Source organism: Westiellopsis prolifica IICB1, assembly GCF_004323185.1.
GTDB classification, from domain to species: domain Bacteria; phylum Cyanobacteriota; class Cyanobacteriia; order Cyanobacteriales; family Nostocaceae; genus Pelatocladus; species Pelatocladus prolificus_A.
The window spans coordinates 169,791-188,917 of record NZ_NAPS01000002.1 but is presented as its reverse complement, the minus strand read 5'-3'; the positions used below and the strand labels follow the sequence as shown (position 1 = coordinate 188,917).

Sequence of the window (19,127 nt, the reverse complement as noted above, 5' to 3'; positions counted from 1 at the left end):
ACAACACTTGGCGTGCAATTGCAAACATCACCAAGTTTGATTTCTCAGACATCCAATTAGTAACCAATCACAAATAGATTGATTACATTTTTAATGATCATATCCACCGTAGTACTTACGATCGCCAGCTACAGCAACCGCAACCGCAAGATTCTTGAACTTTTTCTTCTTACCATAGTCATCGTCGTATTTGTCGTCGTATTTGTCGTCGTATTTGTCGTACCAGCCATAACCGCCGCCAACAACTTTATTAGATTCAACAGCTTCGATGTGATTCAAATCAGAGATAAACATGCTTTCTCCTGGGAATTAATTAACTTTTTGGCTGTATCTTGAAAGCAATAAAATTATTTTTTGCTTACATTTTTATTGTAGCTTAGTTTTAAAAAAAAGGCTATTTTTTCCAACTAATTAAGATAAGAATATTTAATTAACAAGACATAGATTTCCTTGAATTTATAACATTTTTATATAATAAAATAGTAATAAATAAAAATAACAAATTGACGATTAAACCAGTATTAACCGTCTAATAAATTGTTGATATATCGAGTTTAAAAAGTATTGAAATTTTAATTATTCTATTTGCAAATACAGAATCAAGATTAATTATTGGCTAAAAAATTATGTTTTACAACTTATTATTGTGATTGCAAATTGAGATCTGTGTCTAACTTAATCAGTATTTCCATACTTTCAATTTGTTGTTTTAACCAATTAGAGAACAATTCAAAAATTATTTGTTGGTATAGCTGGTCATCTAATTGGGGTTGAATTATTTCTTCAACCCAAATTAAATACACCCCTTTAGAAGTTGTAACTGGTTTCAGAATTTGAGGTGGAGTTGCCGCAAATACGGCAGCTGCAATTTCTGGGCGAAACTCTTGGCGGCGTCGAATTCCCTGATATCCACCAGCACGACGTAATTCTGGTACTTGGATATATTGTCGGGCGATTTCTGAAAAACTGATTTCACCTTCTTCTAGCTCATAAAATAGCTCTAAAGCTAAGTCTCTATCCTCAAGTATGACTTCGTAGGTAACAGCAGCTAGATATTCAAGTTGATTTTGGAAAAAGAATTTTTCCACATGATCTGCAAATAAATAATCTGCCAGTTTATTAGAGAGGACTTGATTGTAGATTAATTCTTCAAACTCATCTAAGGAAAGATGATGTTTTTTAAGCCATTCCCAAGTATCTTTTGCTTTGATGAGTTTCTTCTCTAAGCGCAGCTTGTCTCCCTGTTGTTGCAGTTCTGCTTTCTCGATTTGAATACCAGCTTCTTTAGCAGCTTCAGCAATGATTTTTTCAGATGCGATCGCTTCCACAACCGCAGGAATTTGGCAAGAAAGTTTGATGTTGCGAATGATGTCTGAAGAAGTCACAGTAAGATTTTTAACCATGATGCAATCCCTCCAATTTTGTGATTCGTCCTTTGTCATTCGTCATTTGTAATGAGTACTAACTATTAATCAATAAGCAATGACTATTGCACAGACGCGTAGACGCTCGTAAGAGCGGCTTCAAGGTAAGAGTATCATCGCGTCTCTACCAATAACTAAAGCTTCAAACCATCTTTTTGCAGTCGCTGGAATGGATCTAAGACAAAATCAATCACCCGTCGTTGACGAATAACGACTTCTGCGGTTGCTGTCTGACCAGGATTCAACGGAATACGTTTGTTGCCATCTTGCAGATATTGCTGATCCAAAGCGATGTCTAAATCAAAGCTTTCTTCTTTCCCTTGGGACGTTTGAATCACTTTCGAGTCGGGAGATATCCAAGTAACTTTACCTTGAGCAATGCCATACTGCTGAAAAGGATAAGCATCTAGCTTGATTTTCACTGGCATTCCTACCTTCAAGAAGCCACTTTGTTGAATAGGCATCTGGGCTTTCAGGATGAAAGGCGTATTTTGAGGTGCAATTTGGGCTACTCTTTGACCAAGTTGTACCACTGCTCCTGACTTAGTGACTGGTAACTCAAAAACTACACCATTAACAGGCGATCGCACTATTCGTTGCTGTAACTGAAGCTTTAAAGATGCCATTTGGCTTTTGATTTGAGCAATTTGGGATTCTAAGCCAGTGATTTGTGTTTGGAAGTCTTTGAGTTGTTGCCGATTTTTGAGGATCGCCAATTTACCAGCTTGTAATAAGCTTTGATAATTGCTTTGCTCTCCTTGTAATTGCAGTTTTGCTTTCTCAATATCAGACTCTAACTGATTTACAGTTGCTTGATAACGACTCTGTTCTTCTGCTAAACGCAATTGAGCTTGTTTAACATCAGATTGAGCCTTTTCATACATTTGCTTGCTTTGCTGTTGCTCTTTTTTGAGTTGGTCAATTTGAGTTATGGAAACTGCACCATCATTTAACAATTGACTAAAGCGATTAACTATTCTGGAATCTAGCTTCAAACGCTCTTCAGCCGATTTCAGGTCATTACGACTCGTATAAATTTGTTGCTGTGCTTGGTTGAGTAATGACTGTTTTTCTAACTTTTGTAAGTTGTAAATACTCAATTTTGCATTTAATTCTTGTTTTGCCTGGTTGAGTTGGGATATTTTTTCCAATGCTTGAGATTTGTTTTGTTGCTCCTGAACCCCAAGCGTTAACAGGATTTGGTTTTTGAGTAGATCAAACTGCGATCGCTGATTGAGTAATCCAGTCAGTTTTTCTTGAGCTTGCTGGAGTTCGGTTTGCAAGATATCAGATTCAAGTTCCAGCAGAACTTGTCCAGCTTTAACAGTGTCACCTTCCTTAACTCGGACAGCCTTCACACTCCCGCTTGACAGTGCATCTAGTTTCTGAGTTGAACCTTTAGGTTCTATACGTCCTCTAGCATTACCAGTCTCATCTACCTTGGTAAGAACTGACCAAGGTATGGCAATAACTGTAAAACCTATAAGTGCATACAGAACACTACGAGTCCAAACTCTCGGTAAGGCATCTAGTAACTCTTCAGTGGCATAATGCCAATCTTTAACCTCTTCCTTAACCTGAGTAAATTCCTGAGTCTGTGGATAGGTTTGCTTCTCATCTGGTTTGTTAACCAGTGCAGATGAAGAATTCGTATGTGGATATGGCATAGTTCCTGGCTCATGGATAAGGGGAAACGGGAGACACGGGAGACAAGGGGGACAAGGGAGACAAGGGGGACAAGGGAGGCAAGGGAGAAAAGAGAAAACTAACTATTGACGCTTGACCAATGACAAATGACAAATGACTAACAGCTTGTTTAAGATAACTGTTGTTGATTCAGGTAGTAGTAGTGACCTTTTTTAGCGATGAGTTCGTTATGAGTTCCGCTTTCTACCAATAAGCCACGATCTAGAACCAGAATTAAGTCAGCATTGCGGACAGTAGAAAGACGATGAGCAATGATCACACTTGTGCGTTCTTTGAGAATAGTTTTGAGATTGTTTTGAATAATGCGTTCTGATTCAGAATCTAGATGACTGGTGGCTTCATCTAGAAGCAACAAGCGGGGATTTCCTAACAAAGCACGAGCGATCGCTACGCGTTGGCGTTGTCCACCAGAGAGCATTCCACCACCTTCACCAATTTGGGTTTCATAACCTAATGGCAATTGCTGGATAAATTCATCTGCTCCCGCCATGTGTGCTGCTTGGGTAATTTCTTCCAAAGAAGCATCTGGATGAGCTATGGCAATGTTTTCGCGAATAGTCCCACCAAAAAGGAAGGAATCTTGGTCTACTACACCAACTTGAGAACGGAGCGATCGCAAGGAAATATTATTGACATCTTGACCATCAATGAATACTTTGCCATCACTCGGTGGATATAAACCTAAAATCAATTTGCTGAGTGTGGTTTTCCCAGAACCACTGCGTCCAACCACAGCTATCATTTGCTCTGGGTGGATTTCAAAGTTGATATTTTCTAAGACGTTGGTATCACTTTCTGGGTGGTAGCGAAAGGTAACATTCTGAAAACGAATATGACCTTGAAGACTACCCAAAGATTTACGGGGTTTATGTTGTAAGTCTTCTTCTGGTTCTGCTTCTAAAACATCATTGATACGTTCAGTGGAAATGACTATTTCCTGTAATTCATTCCATAGCAGTGACAACCTTTGAAAAGGACTGATCACATTACCCACCAGCATGTTGAAAGCAACCAACTGCCCAATCGTGAGTTCTTGGTTAATAACTAACGATGCTCCATACCAGAGTAAGGAGGTATTCACGAAGGTTTCAATTACACCAGTAATTACAGTGAGACGGTTGCCGATAATCTGAGCATTAAAGGCTTTTTTAATCAATTTATTCAGTAGTTCTTCCCAACGCCAACGCACTGTCTGTTCTATAGACAATGAACGAACAGTGCGAATACCTGTCAAGGACTCAATGAGATAGCTGTTTTCTTCTGCCCCAGCATTAAAAATCTCTCTGGAGATGCGGCGTAAAATACTAGTGCTTGCCAGCGCCAAGATAAAAAATGGCGGTACAGTGAACAATACAAACAACGCCATGCGCCAGCTATACCAAAACATCATGCCAAGATAAATTACCAATGTCAGCAAATCCAGCAAGATAGACAGTGTCTGTCCAGTCATGAAGCGCTGAATCTTTTCGTTTTCTTGGACACGGGAGACGATGTCCCCAACATAACGGGACTCAAAATATGAAAGGGGTAAACGAAAGGTGTGTTTGATAAACCCTACCAGTAAGGCAACGCTAACACGGTTGGCAGTGTGATCCAGCAAATATTGTCGTACTCCGTTCATGATCACCCGGAACAAACCAAAAATGATCATCCCCAAAGCAATAGCATTTAAGGTAGTAAAACTGCGTTGTACTAACACCCGGTCTAATAGTAACTGGGTGAAAACAGGTGTTACCAATCCAAATAACTGAATCAGAACTGAGGCGAAAAAGATTTCTACCAGTACCTTGTGGTGAGGTTTGACTAACTCAAAAAACTTCCAAAGGCTAGTAGTTTTGTCTTTGGCATCTTGAAGTAGGGCTGTGGGTTGCAGCAACAATGCATAACCAGTCCAACCCGTTTCAAATTCTTTGGGAGTGAGAGTCCGTTGACCGATGGCAGGATCACCCACAATCACATGCTTTTTCGTTATTTCATAGACAACGATAAAGTGCTTACCTTCCCAGTGAATAATTGCAGGTAAAGGTTGTTCTGCCAATTTATCAAAACTGGCTTTCACAGGTCGGGTAACGAAACCAAGGCTTTCGGCAGCTGTGGCAATAGCCCGTAGAGATGCTCCACTACGGCTGACGTTGGTCATATCCCGTAGACGATTCACACTAAAGTGCTTACCCCAATAGTTACCAATCATTACCAAGCAAGCAGCACCACAGTCAGAAGCACTTTGTTGAGCATAAAAGGGATAGCGACGGGTAAGGCGTCCCCACCAATGCCCCATTTGTACTTTTGGACTGGGAAAATAAGGGCGTAGTTTTGTTTGCTCTGGTTTTAGCTGTTTTAGCTGTTTTGTAGATGTTTTTGGTACGGGAAAAGGAATAATTTTTCTGTGACCTTCGGGTTTGTTTACTGGCGGTATTTCTCTGTTATCAATGGCAATTTGTGTTGAATCAAAACCATCAATATTTCCTAGTTGTGGCCAGTATTGCAATGCTGTTTGCCAATGAGAACGTTTGAGACTGTAAATGATTGTAGATCTAACTGCCTGCCAGTGAGTTTGTGTCCCCGGAACACAAATATCTCCCGGAGTTAGCTTTTGACCTTCAGCATGAAGCAGTTCTCCTCGGTAAAGTAGCCATAGTTGCTGATCTTGGCATAGCTCCACAGGTAGAGAGCCGATTTCTAGACTGTGCCGTTCACATAGAGATAAAACTTTGAACATTTCTGGCACAGATATCGGAAGTTGTGATGAGTTTTGGCTATAACCAAGCAACAGATCCCAAATTTCTGCTTTTTGATAAAGGCGAGTGCGGATTTGGGCAGAGTTATGCATCAATCTCTGCATTACCTCATCTCTGAGATAGCAAAGTTTTAAGCGATGGGAAGCTCTGGCTGCATATGGCTGGAATTCTCCTGTGGGAAACAGAGTGATTTCACCAAATGTCCCCCCTTTTGTCAGAGTCGCAATCAAGTTATCACAGCTATCTAGCAGTCTCACTTTGCCTGTGATGACAATATAAATTCCTGCTTGAGTTTCTGTAGCTTGCCAAAACTGTTGTGTTGGTGGTGGTTCTATAATTTCCACCGCCGCCAAGCAATCCTCTAATTCCTTTTTTGAGAGCGTCTCACCGAAAGTCACAGTGAGTTGTTGAGCCACTAATTCTTGCTCAGAAAACACAGATAACACCCGCTCACCTCCAGGAATCAAATACACGAATCCGCCGCAGCTGTTTTTTAAATTATTTTGGTCAAATTTTTATCGCTACACAAAAGAGTTAGCTCAGATTTTGCACCTAGCTCTGGCGCGACTTCTAGTCGCTTGGTGCAAGATATCAGCTTACTTTCTTCAGTAATGCAAAGCTTGAATTATATTTGAATCAAGCCAAAATTAAATTATGACTTTTCAGTTTGATTGTTCAGATCATTTATCATTAGCCATTTGTAAATTAATATTCTATAAATGGCACATAATTTATGGCAGCAACAAACAATTTTGACAAAGATGCTTACACAATTATCATCAGAGCCTATCTCTTGTTGAGGAATAATGGGTATCTAAGCGCTATCGCTATTTAAAAAGATAATTACCCTTGTATTTGGTCAAAAACTCATTATTAAAATAATAATCATTAGACCATTGCAATCCCTATTTTTGTGTTTTAATACTTTTCTAGTAATCTATCAAAAGACTGAATTGGTTCATAAATAATCCTTTCTAGTAAAATCGAATACACTAAGTTTATAAAAAACTAAGTTTGCCCAAAATTATGAGTGTTTAAGGGTATACATTTTTGCTATCTTTATTTAATCCTTTGTCAGATAACAAAGTCGTCCTCAACTCTATTTTGAGCTAATATTTTGCCAAAATTGGGACATAATTTGATAAAACAGAGTCTTGCAAAAACCTGGCTCAAATAATTCAACCTTGCGATTACTGATTACACATCAATACTTCTTGGATAAGCACATTTGATTCTCCTTTGCGGTCTGGAATGCATCTTCATGGTGAAGATATAAGGAATAATATCTCTTATTTTTCCTTTTACCTTTTCTCTTTATCCCTTAACAGAGAAGCATTAACTCATGTACTACAGTTATTCTGTATATAACTCAAAACTTTTTCAATATATTTTGCTTAAATTTACAAGATTTGCTTACTGTTGCATGATTTCTTTATGAACTCTTCAAGAACAGTTTTTGTGCATGAGTATCAATTTTATTGATTGAAAATAGACAATAAAAGATGTTATCGCTGAAAAATCATTTCTTTTACTAATTAAGGTTTATCTTATTAGTTATTTTTAATATTATCTCCTTTTTTTGCCAGTTTCATCATCATCAAGACGGACTTATCTGAAGCTTTACGTCTTTTTATGTGATGGCAACTATTGCTTTTCAGTGTTTGTATGGCTATAGTTTTTAATTCATGTATCTAAAAAACATCATATTTTCAAAATGCATTTTAGTATCTATTTTGTATCGGTTTTGTATCTTTAATGTATCTGCAATGTATCTATATCAATTCCATCAGAATTTAACAAACACTGCACCTCACTATTGAGCCATTGTTGAAACATATTATTGAGAATTTCTTCATGCCTTTGAGGCGTTAATTCTGCTATAATAAATTCCTCTACTATAAGAAGATGATAGCCTTGTTGACTTTTTAATGGGCCAATTAATTGTTTAGGAGGAGTACTAAAAACAAGCTCACCTATATTTGCTTGGATAGCCCAACGATAAATAGTTCCTTCATAGCCACATTTATATCTACGGTTATCATCAATGTCATAAATGTGTGCCGCATCATAGAAACTAATTTCGCCTTCTTCAATTTGGTAATAGATTTCTTGAGCAAGCTTTTCGGATGTCACTATCATTTGATAAAGAATGACTTGCTCAAATTCGTGTCGATTTTGGTTAAAAAACTTTTTTACCTCTTTACCAAAGAGTGTCTGTGCTACTTTTTGCGCTAGCAGTTGATTGCGAATTCCAACTTCCCAATCATAGGGACTAACAAATTGTTCTGCTAACCATGTCAAGGTATCAACAGCTTTTTCTAAACGCTGTTCACGACGTTGACGATTTGCCTCAATTTCAATTTCTTCTGTGGTAACAATTATGCCTCTTTCCTGGGCTGCATTGTCTATAATTTTTTGATATAAGATTTTTTGACATACTTGCCTCAAAGTCATTTCACTTTTGAGGTAGTTGATAATCTCCCCAGAAGTTATACCTATTTGAGAAATGTCTTTCATAAGGATACGCCGTCTGTGACATTGCTCTCTGAAGATTGGGTAAAACTCTTAGTGGTCTGTCCCATTAATTTTGATGAGTTGCGGGTGTTCAGATACCCAACTTCACAGAAGAAGTCGGGTATCTGAGTTAAGCAGAGAGTAACAACAGACAATTGTGCTATCAAAGGAAACCACAAGCAGTAAGCGTATTTTAGTAAGCTAAATTTTCTAAAGTTTCTCGTAAATAGCGTTGTACCTGTTGTTCAAGGCTGAGTTTTTGGGATTGAATATCGCCTTCCAACAACCAGCGCTGGAAACCAGAACTAGCTGCGATCGCACTCTTTAAATGATCCCAAATTTGAGTTTCATCGGAAAAATGGCGATCGCTAGGAGTTTGAATTGGTGCCATAAGTTTTTTATCCTTAGTTTTAGCTTAATTGGTAGACTTATCCAGACGTCCTTGGTTTTGTACGCCTATTGTTGAAAATAGGGATAAACAGAACCAATCTTATATCTAAATCGATCACACCCCCGCAATTGTGAAACTTTACCAAACCTGTTATTAAAGCTAATACTTCTATGGCAGTAAATTCTGTTTCATTTGTGACTAAATGCGATACTATGCTTACGGTAATTTGCTGAGAAAATTATTTTGGTTAAAGCAGCTAAATAGAAATTTATAAATCTAATAAAAATAATAAAAATAACTTTGTCACACAATTAACTAAATTAAGTTCGTGGTAATAAACTTAACACGAGTTACGAAATGTAAATACACCTCAAACTCTTACCAATGATAAATAACGATCCCCGCCAGCTAACTTTTTTGTACTGAATCCACTGAAATTATAATTCTGGCTTGCCGAAAGCTCATCAAGCCAGAGAGATATTTGCTAGATATAGGTTGACATGGAGAGTTTGCAAAAAACTTTCCATGTCCGGTGTTTAGCCTAGATACGAAGTGTCCACTTCCTCTCTTGTAGGCCACAGTTTTATCTCGCCGCAGCCGAGAGGGTACGACGCTTAGTCACCATTTGGTAGGCTTCAATAATGTCGCCTTCCGCCCAGTCACTATATTTATCAACGCCGACACCACACTCAAACCCTGTGTTGACCTCGCGAGTATCTTCTTTCATGCGCTTGAGCGAATCCAGAATACCTTCGTAGACAACTTTATTCCCACGACGTACTCGCAGCTTGCAGTTACGAAGCAATTTGCCAGATTGAACATAACAACCAGCAACAGCTCCGCGACCAACAGGGAAGACAGCACGTACTTCTGCTTGACCCAGGGGTTCTTCTACTAACTCTGGCTCTAATAGACCTTCCAAAGCACCTTGGATGTCTTCTAGAAGTTTGTAGATGATGTTGTATTCTCGTACATCTACACCAGCTTCATCAGCAGCTTGTCTAGCACCACTGGCGTAAGTGGTGTTAAAGCCAATGATTACGGCTCCACTAGCAGCAGCGAGATCAATATCGGTTTGGGTAATTTCTCCCGCAGAAGCTAACAGCAAGCGGATTTGGACTTCGTTTTGTGGAATTTGCTTGAGTGATCCCACAATTGCTTCTACTGAGCCTTGGACATCTCCTTTGAGGATCAAATTGAGTTCTTTCAACTCGCCTTCTTGAGCCTGAGCTGAGATCGCAGCCAGGGTGACGCGACCTTGCATGAGACGGGATTGACGCTGTTTTTCTGCGCGATCGCTGGCGAGTGATCGTGCTTCTTTTTCGATGTGGAAGACTTCAAACTCATCTCCTGCTGCTGGCACATCACTTAAACCAAGTACCTCAACAGCAAAAGAAGGTGTTGCAGCTTCAACCTTTCTAGCTCGATCATCGATCATTGCCCGGACTTTACCAAACACCGACCCAGCCACGAGTATATCACCTACTCGCAATGTACCATTTTGTACCAGTAGAGTAGCAACAGCACCTTTGGCTTTGTCTAAGTGAGCTTCAATCACGGTTCCTTTAGCAAGACGGTCTGGGTTAGCAGATAGTTCTTCTACTTCTGCGACCAACAGGATCATCTCAAGTAGGGTATCCAGATTTTCGCCTTTGATTGCACTCACAGGAACCATGATTGTGTCACCGCCCCATTCCTCTGCCGTCAGACCATAATTAGTTAACTCTTGCTTAACTCGGTCTGGTTGAGCGCCTTCTTTGTCGATTTTGTTAATTGCCACAACAATAGGCACTTCTGCGGCTTTGGCGTGGCTAATGGCTTCAATCGTTTGGGGACGGACACCATCATCCGCGGCTACAACCAAAATGGCAATGTCTGTAACCCTTGCTCCTCGCGCCCGCATGGCTGTAAAGGCTTCGTGACCAGGTGTATCTAAAAATACTACTTGCTGGACTTTGCCGCCATGTTCTACGTCTACATGGTAAGCACCAATGTGTTGTGTAATACCACCTGCTTCGCCAGCGGCTACCTTGGTATTGCGAATTGAATCGAGCAAGGTAGTTTTACCGTGGTCTACGTGACCCATAATTGTCACTACTGGTGGGCGTCGGTGCAGGTTTTCCAGATCTGCCACGTCGATCATTTCTGTGACTTTACGGGCTTCGGCTTCTGGTTCCTGGGTTTCGACTTGTGTACCTAGCTCGTTGGCGATTAAAGTAATTGTGGGAATATCCAAACTTTGAGTGATACTCACCGCCATACCTTTGAGGAACAGAATTTTTACAATTTCTGTGTCAGCAACCACTAAAGCATCAGCCAATTCTTGGACAGTCATTGTGCCTGTGACAATTAGGATTTCAGGGCGTTCACGCTTTTGCTCTTGTGGGCGACGTTGTTGGTCCCGAACTGCCGCAGTGGCTGGTTTTTTGGCTGGTTTAGGAGCGGCTGCAACCGCAGCAGTTTGTGCTGTTTTGCCCGTCTTCGGTTTGGGTGGACGTACGATCGCATTACTGATCGCAACAGCAGCAGCAGCTAGCTCTGCATCATCATCATCGAGGAAATCTTCGTCAAAGTCTTCTTCATCAACTATAGGCTTGGCACGTTTACCTTTCGCGCCGATTTTAGCCTTGTTAGCTTCTTTGACTTCGTCAATTTCTTCTTCTTGCCACTTTTTACCAACTTTTGGTTGACGTGGAGGTGTGGGACGTTTGAGTTCAACGATTTCGGGAGTGTCTTCCTCCTCTGTTGTTTCTGCTACGTCTTGTACGACCTGTGATTTTACTGGTGCTACTAGCCCCGGTTTTTGTGGCCCTACTGCTGCTGGTGCTGGAATTGGGCGTGTTGGAGGCTTGGGTCTTGGAGAATCTCCGACGACAGAGACACCTCTGTTACCTTTTTGCTCCGCCGAGGCTCGTCCTGCAACTGGACGGGCAGGTCTAGGTGGTTGTTGGGTAGTCTCTTTCGCTTCTGCATTGGTGGTAGCAGGCTGTGGTTTACCCTTACCCTTAATTGGCTCACGAGGAGTCTGGTCGCGATCGCGTTTGAGGATCGGTTTCTCTGCTTGATGAGCCTGGGGCGTTGATTCCGATTTGTCCACAGCAGGTCTTGCGGGTGGGGCAACCAGTTGTGGTTTTTGTGGTCTTTCTGGTTTTGATTTGCTTGGTGCAGGGGAAGTTGGTTCTGGTTTTTCCGCTGCCATTTTTTCTGTGATCTGGTTGTTGGGCTTAGGCGTTTTATCTGCGTTGGTCACAGCAGTTTCTGGCATTGCCTCAGACTGATTTCGGGAAATAGGTCGAATAGGTGCCGTCGGCTTCATGGATGAGACTGGTGTGGCGAAGGGTCTGGGGGGTGAGAGCGGATTAACTTCAGAAGAAGCAATTTGAGTATTGGTAGCAGCTGACGCCTCAAGGGCGTTGCCAGAGTGGTTTTTAGGTGGTTGTGGTTTGCGAATTTCTAACAATTCTTGTTTTTGAGATGCAGCTGGTCGATGGCGAGATGGTATTTGTGTTGTATTGGGCTTATGACTAATTGCACCATGATGGTCTTTTTTTGACATCTGGTGCGTAGCCGCCAGTTTTTCCGCTTGAGAACGAATGCGTTCTGCTTCGGATTCTGTGATCGTACTGCTATGACTTTTGACCGCAATATTGAGCTGGTCGCAAATTGCTAATAGCTCTTTGTTATCCAAATTCAATTCCTTTGATAATTCATAGATTCTAACTTTGCCGTTGTTCATCCACTCTTCCCCTTTAATTTACAGCTTTAGCGGATGGATGCCAGACAAAAGCGACATCTCCATCCTTTGATTACTGTTTTTAGGTTGCCGTTTTGTTGCCGGTGCCTCCAATCAGGAAAGAGAGATGTATCGGTTTAAGGCTGGCATCGCCACCTAAAACGATGGTTGACGCCGGACTGCGCGTGGGCGCTACCAGATTGCAATTTTTTTTGTTTTTGTTTTGCTGATTCTGAGTCTTCCACAACACATTAAGCGTAAGTCTTGTTTGGAGTGTTGTCTCGCCCCTTTTGGATATTGAAGAGCGATTTGCCAGACACCCTACTACTATTTTGGCACTAAATTCGAGCCTAGCTGAAGATGTAGCGATAGCCTTTAAGTACGGCTATCGACATAATTCTTTCAGGTAATTACCGCCAAAGCGATTAAGCTCGATTTAATTTTGGAGATTGCTTTGGGCTAAATGCTGCCACAATGTCTGATACAGTGTTTCTGGCACTGATGCATGTAGCGATCGCCCTAACCTGTTTTTTTTCTGAGCTGTGCTTAGACAACTCATATTAGGGCAAATGTAGGCAGAACGCCCCATGCCCTCATCTAATTGTACCTGTCCAGAAGGAAAGACGCGGACAATCCGCCAAAACTCATTTTTTAGACCCACTTTGCGACAACTAATACAACGTCGATAGTTTGGTTTCATAATTTAGAATCAGGCAGGAGACAGCAAATATAAGTCAAGACAAAATAATCATGTCATTGCCTATTTACCTGTTATCTATGACCCAATACCAAATATATATGTTTTGTTTCATCGATATTTTGATCCACACCTTAAATATAAGGGCTAGTTAATGTTTTAACTATTGTTGATCGCGATCGTAAAGTTCGTCTTCGAGTTCGTCTTCGAGTTCGTCGTCAATGTCCTCGTCCTCTTCAATTTCTTCTTTGATTTTATTGTTTAGCTGATCTTTTAAATGTGGTTGATTTTCGTCTTCAAATTCCTCTTCGTCTAATTCTTCCTCCTCCATTTCGTTCAATTCTGCGGCATATTTCGCCCTGGCAGCAGCAAATTTAGTATCTTCTGCTGCATGATCATACTTCGCTTTGTCTTTGATATCTATTTTCCAGCCAGTCAGACGAGCTGCCAAGCGGACGTTTTGTCCTTCTTTTCCTATTGCTAAACTGAGTTGATCTTCTGCCACTAGGACATGAGTTTGCCTGGTTTCTGGGTCCATGAGCCGCACTTCATCTACCCGTGCTGGACTCAAAGCATTAGCAATATAGGTAGCAGGGTCTGGGGACCAGCGAATGACATCGATTTTTTCACCTCGCAACTCGTTGACTACTACTTGAATCCGTGATCCCCGTGCGCCAATACAAGCACCTACCGGGTCAACATCCCTATCTAGGGTATCTACAGCAATTTTAGTCCGAGGCCCGACATGACGGGATGGGGGGTTAGCTTCCCTGGCTACTGCTACGATGCGTACGACTTCATCTTCAATTTCCGGGACCTCGTTGGCAAATAAATAAACTACTAAACCGGCGTCGGCCCGAGATACTAATAGCTGCGGTCCGCGTTGTTGACCTTGAGAAACTTTTTTTAAATAGACTTTAAATGTCGCACCAATCCGATAATTGTCATTAGGCAGTTGTTCACGTTTGGGTAATTCTGCTTCTACTTCCGGTTGACCAAAACCACTGCTGACAGCCAAAATCACTGACTGACGCTCAAACCGCAAAACTCTGGCTTGTAGGACTGTTCCTTCTAAATCTTGGAACTCTTCTTGAATTAATTGCCGTTGTTGATCCCGGAGTTTTTGCGCCAAGACTTGCTTGGTTTGCATTGCTGCCATCCGCCCAAATTCGCCTTGATCTGGGGTAACATCTAATACTACTTCTTGACCCAATTGTGCTTCTTCACCTCCCATGTCTTGAACCTGTTGCAAGGCAATTTCATGGTCAGTGTTGCTGACTTGTTCAACTATAGTTTTGGTAGCAACGACGCGAAAACCTTCTTCTTCTACGTCTAGTTGGACATCAAAGTTTTCAAAATAATCTTCATCAAATTGTTTTTTGTCTAAATTTTGAGCACGACGATAGCGTTCGTAACCTTTTAATAGTGCCTCTCGAATGGCTGATTGTACCGCGACTCTAGGTAAATTCCGCTCTCTACTTATACTTTCTATTAACTCTTTTAAACCAGGTAAACTAACCATTGACATAAGCAATCTCCTTAAATAATGAGGGATTAGGGATTTGGGGACTAGGGACTGGGGATGGGGGGGGACAAGTAGAACTAAGGGGAGAAGGAAGAATAATTGAAAAAGTTTCTTCCTTGTCTCCCCCTCTTTCTTGTCTTTTCCCGATACCCGATGACTAATCCCCAATCACCAATCCCTTTCCCCTTCTCTTATCGACGTTCATCCAACTGTACTTTAGTAATCTGAGTGAGGGGAATTGCTATCGCCCGACCTTTTTGATTTAAGTAAACAGATGTTTCATCCCGGCGAATTAATTGGCCAGTCCACTCTTGTTGTCCCTCATAGGGCGGGAAAGTGGAAACTATGACGGGAAATCCTTTGAAGGAAGTAAATTCTCTGTCTGTGATTAATTGTCGAGAGATACCAGGACTGGATACTTCCAAAACGTAGGTATCTGGAATGACTTGTGCCGCATCTAGAGTCGCTTCTAAAGCGCGGCTCATCCGTTCACAATCATCTAACCCAGTGTCTTGGTGTGGGTTGCGAATGTCCACCCGCAAGACTGGTGGACGTTGGTTTGTGTGAAAAACAACTCCAACAATCTCTAATTCCAGTTCTTCTGCTACTGGTACGGCTAAATCAATAATTTGTGGGACTAAAGGATGAGTCATGCGACAATTCCAACAAAAAAAGTGGGTACTTACCCACTTCCTGCGATAGGGATATCTTCCAAGAAGTCTTTGGACGAATCAAAATTGATTCGCCTCTCTCTGAGTGTAGCGTATTTTTTTCAGGGCGAGAAGCAAGAAATATTTATTTAATCAATTGTTATTAGCTACTCTTTCACTCCTGACACCTCCCCATCTCATTTATTCTCCTGTCCGCTTTTTAGCCGTGTAGTTTGCTCCAAAATTTTATTAAAATCCTCTTGTGATAAGCGTTTAACATAATTCAGCTTGATTTCCTCTAAAAAATCTACAAGCAGGGTTTGTAATTCTGAGAGTATGTGTTTTTGTTGGATTTGCTCTCCTAAGGCTTCACGAAAGCGTTGTAATAATTGACTAGAAAGTTTTGCTGTTACAGGATCTTCCACAGTACTAACTAAAGCATTGTATAAATTAGTCGTGATTTGGGTTGCTAATTGTTCACTCAACTGTGTTTGGATTTTTGCGACTCCGGGTAAGTTTTGCAGGTTGCGGTAGACAGGGGAATTATTTAATGCACCTTCTAGGTTGTGATGCAAAATTGCTACTAGTTCTGGTTGAATTGTTGGTAGAACTTGGTAGACGATAGTTTGTACTAAAATAGCAGCGATCGCTTCCACTTCATTAACATTATTGATGTCGATATAAGGACGCAAATTCTCTTTTTGCAAAAACCAACTAAATAATTCGCCCCGGTGAATAGAACCTTGTACCTGGTTAATAACTCTAACTACAACTATCTCCGTAAGATCTTCTGCAAAATTTGATACAACTCCTAAATGAATTTGCTGTCTAATCGGTTGCAAATTGAATATTTCTGCTTGATCAAGACGAATAATCACAGGTATAACTCGTAACCAGCGCCAAAATGGTATTAGTAAAAACAAGTCATACCAACGCCATAAAATTGCATTTAACCAACTGAAACTGTGATAGCGGCGTTTAATATAATAGCTGCGAATTAATAATTCAACAGCAAATATGCAAACAAAAGGTAAATCAATTAGCCAAAAGTAATCAATATATTCACCATTTTCGCCAATAGTGCGGTAGTAATTCGTTTCAATTAAAGGTTTGATTCGCTGGTTAAAAAACATGATTTCTTTTGTCCAGCCATTTTGCAATAAATACTCCTGACTCCAAAAAATCTCAAAGGCTGTTTTGGCAGAATCTTGTTTGAGGTGAACACGCATTCGATTTTTTATTTTTTCCAATGTGCCACTTTTATTAGCTGATGCGAAAGGATTATTTACTATCATTTCAATACTTAGACGGCGTAAATCAGCTAGCTTGTTTTCTGCCTCCGGCGACTGTAAACCAGTTTTACTAACCTGATTTTTAAGTGCATCAATTGTGTTGAGATATCTTTCCGTTTCTCTATGAGGTTCAATACCTTTGATTGGATCATAGGCAATCACAATTCGTGGTGCATAATGTAAGTACCTATCACGCCAAGAAATATAACTTAAATTAAATAATACTAAGCACAAATTGATAGTGGCAATTATTGCCATTACTCGTTCAAACCAAAGTTTGTAATTCTTTAGAGATTTGGAATCAGACATTATAGCTATCAAAAATCTTAAATGGTTAGGAGTTAGTTATTTGTGGATTATGGAAAACAATCAAGTTACCAATCATCAACAAACACATACCAACAAATAACTATAATTTATGTTGTTTTAGGTTTCATTATCTATCATTTTTGATAAGTAAAAATACTCTTTGCGAATAAATTTGTAAATTTTTTTATACAAATCTTCTAATTTTAAACTGAATCTAACTACTTTTAAGCAAAAATCATTAATATTTCAGCCAAAGTATTTATATAAACTTAAAATGCATCTGTTAATTCTGGTAACATCAATATTTTCCCGGCTTCATTGAAAGGAGTTTGAATTATGTGGTGTGAATTTAGAAAATCAAGCTTTAGTGTAGCTACCATTTGTATAGTAAGTGCGGCAACAAGTGTTGCGATCGCACAAACACCAACTACTGTACGGCAACAAATCTATACTCCACAACAATTTCGTAGCGTACTGCAAGGATTAGGTTATAAAGTCACAGTATCAAACGCACCCTTAACAGATGCAGAGACTAAAAAAGCAATTCAAGAATTTCAAAAGGGTTATAGAATACAGCCAGTGGATGGCATAGCTGGGCCAAAAACTCAAGCTTATGCAGCAAATATTGTCAAGATTTTACAGGCAAATCTGAATTTGGTAACTAAGCCAAATCCTCTTTTACCTAAAAACTCATTTTACGGGCCTCAGACCCAATCCGCAGTCAAAGTTTATCAGAAAAAGCTACAGCTTCCTGAAACAGGAATTGCTGATTTAGCATTGCGGCAGAGACTTGACAAAGATGCGAAGAAAATACTTCAAAATCCATCAGTAGCACCATCATCTACACCACCATCGCCAACAACAACCCCATCACCCACACCAACATCAACAGCAACACCTACGACAACGCCAACAACAACCCCATCACCCAGACCTTAGACTAGAAGAGGGATCGGGGATCAGGGATCGGGGATCAGGGATCGGGGATTAGGGATCGGGGAGTGTGGGGAGAGTTATCAGTTATCAGTTATCAGTTATCAGTTATCAGTTATCACTCTTAACTGCTCACTGTTAACTGTTAACTGATTCATGCCCCATGCCCCATGCCCCATGCCCCATGCCCCATGCCCAATAACTACTAACGCATTTGATTCGGTTCTTCTAAGGGTCTACCCTTGGGAACCGGTAGGATGGGACGACGGTCATCATAAGGCATGGGGATGTACTGTACCGTTGGGCGTCCGCCTTGAGGTTGCGGATACAACTCCATCAGGTCGTAAACTATACGGGGCAGTCCGACTGTTACGGGCAGCCCCATCTCTGTCGCTTCTTCAACGGTAATCGGATAGTCATGGGTAACGCGCCCTGTTGTTAGAGCTTCAACAATATTTTCAATATTTTCTGGCTTAACTTTCTGTTTAGGTATATTGTCTTTTAGTAGAGTCCTTACAAAGCGCTGAACTTGCTGCATCGCTTTACGCGATAAGTCAGCCATAATCAGTGTTTGATCATCAATTTCACTGATGGGTTTATCTTCTACAAGTTTTAAAATACTTGCTGCGGGGAAATTACCAAGTTGGGGATCAACAGGCCCTAAAACAGCATTGGCGTCCATAACAATTTCGTCAGCAGCTAGGGCCAGCATAGTACCGCCACTCATAGCATAGTGGGGTACAAAAACTGTAACTTTAGAAGGATGACGAATTAATGCTCTAGCAATTTGTTCAGTTGCTAAAACCAAACCACCAGGAGTATGTAAAATTAAGTCGATTGGCACATCTGGTGGCGTGAGACGAATTGCCCGCAAAATTTGTTCTGAGTCTTCGATAGTTATGTAGCGTGATAATGGAATTCCCAGTAAACTAATAGACTCTTGGCGGTGAATCAGAAAAATTACTCTGCTTTTGCGTTGCTGCTCAAATTCTTGAAGGGCGCGGAAGCGTCGATACTCAATCTGACGTTTTTGCCAAATCGGTTGAAAAGACGAAAAAAGCAGAAATACCAAGAATAAATCACCAATACCAAAACTCATAAATTTGAATCTTTAAAAACAACGATTGGCCGTCATTATTGTCCCAATTTTTGAGAATTGACAGTTCTATCTGAAGAAACAAAAGCGTATTGGGGATTGGGGATTGGGGATTGGG

The 19,127-nt window shown here is 40.6% G+C and carries 13 protein-coding genes; 1 reads left to right on the top strand and 12 read right to left on the bottom strand.

What is annotated here, in order from left to right; genetic code table 11:
* Positions 1-90 precede the first annotated feature (90 nt).
* The 11 genes from B4U84_RS15010 to B4U84_RS14955 all read right to left on the bottom strand — a co-directional run bounded on the left by B4U84_RS15010 (position 91) and on the right by B4U84_RS14955 (position 16,980).
* Positions 91-294 carry a hypothetical protein gene (locus B4U84_RS15010; protein ID WP_131119157.1) on the bottom strand — a complete coding sequence of 68 codons (204 nt, stop codon included), beginning with the start codon at positions 292-294 and terminating at the stop codon, positions 91-93.
* Positions 295-641: 347 nt separating this feature from the next.
* Entirely contained in the window at positions 642-1,403 is a 762-nt protein-coding gene (locus tag B4U84_RS15005) for a peptidylprolyl isomerase (protein ID WP_131119155.1), read from the bottom strand.
* A gap of 155 nt (positions 1,404-1,558) precedes the next feature.
* Positions 1,559-3,091, bottom strand: coding sequence for a beta-barrel domain-containing protein (locus tag B4U84_RS15000; RefSeq protein ID WP_131119153.1), 1,533 nt, complete (start codon positions 3,089-3,091; stop codon positions 1,559-1,561).
* 149 nt (positions 3,092-3,240) lie between these two features.
* Positions 3,241-6,342, bottom strand: a complete 3,102-nt coding sequence (locus tag B4U84_RS14995) for a peptidase domain-containing ABC transporter (RefSeq protein WP_131119151.1) — start codon at positions 6,340-6,342, stop codon at positions 3,241-3,243.
* Between the two features lie 1,279 nt (positions 6,343-7,621).
* Complete coding sequence (locus tag B4U84_RS14990; RefSeq protein ID WP_017309916.1) at positions 7,622-8,386, bottom strand: foldase protein PrsA; 765 nt, start codon at positions 8,384-8,386, stop codon at positions 7,622-7,624.
* 190 nt (positions 8,387-8,576) lie between these two features.
* Positions 8,577-8,774, bottom strand: coding sequence for a hypothetical protein (locus tag B4U84_RS14985; RefSeq protein WP_044451728.1), 198 nt, complete (start codon positions 8,772-8,774; stop codon positions 8,577-8,579).
* A gap of 583 nt (positions 8,775-9,357) precedes the next feature.
* A complete protein-coding gene (gene infB, locus B4U84_RS14980) occupies positions 9,358-12,510 on the bottom strand; it encodes a translation initiation factor IF-2 (RefSeq protein ID WP_131119148.1) in 3,153 nt (1,050 codons plus the stop codon).
* A gap of 433 nt (positions 12,511-12,943) precedes the next feature.
* Positions 12,944-13,207: a YlxR family protein gene (locus B4U84_RS14970; protein WP_017309913.1), complete on the bottom strand. Its 264-nt coding sequence runs from the start codon at positions 13,205-13,207 to the stop codon at positions 12,944-12,946.
* Positions 13,208-13,367: 160 nt separating this feature from the next.
* Positions 13,368-14,726 carry a transcription termination factor NusA gene (gene nusA / locus B4U84_RS14965; protein WP_131120975.1) on the bottom strand — a complete coding sequence of 453 codons (1,359 nt, stop codon included), beginning with the start codon at positions 14,724-14,726 and terminating at the stop codon, positions 13,368-13,370.
* Between the two features lie 194 nt (positions 14,727-14,920).
* On the bottom strand, positions 14,921-15,382 hold the full coding sequence (gene rimP, locus B4U84_RS14960; protein WP_131119146.1) for a ribosome maturation factor RimP: 462 nt from the start codon (positions 15,380-15,382) through the stop codon (positions 14,921-14,923).
* Positions 15,383-15,576: 194 nt separating this feature from the next.
* Positions 15,577-16,980 (bottom strand): hypothetical protein, encoded by a 1,404-nt coding sequence (locus tag B4U84_RS14955; protein WP_131119144.1) that lies wholly within the window; start codon positions 16,978-16,980, stop codon positions 15,577-15,579.
* A 336-nt stretch (positions 16,981-17,316) separates the two neighbouring features.
* On the opposite strand from B4U84_RS14955, the gene B4U84_RS14950 reads away from it, so the two are divergent.
* Entirely contained in the window at positions 17,317-17,919 is a 603-nt protein-coding gene (locus B4U84_RS14950; RefSeq protein WP_044451725.1) for a peptidoglycan-binding domain-containing protein, read from the top strand.
* A 199-nt stretch (positions 17,920-18,118) separates the two neighbouring features.
* Here the strand turns inward: B4U84_RS14950 and B4U84_RS14945 are convergent, their stop codons facing one another.
* On the bottom strand, positions 18,119-19,012 hold the full coding sequence (locus B4U84_RS14945) for an SDH family Clp fold serine proteinase (protein WP_017309908.1): 894 nt from the start codon (positions 19,010-19,012) through the stop codon (positions 18,119-18,121).
* Between the last annotated feature and the right edge of the window lie 115 nt (positions 19,013-19,127).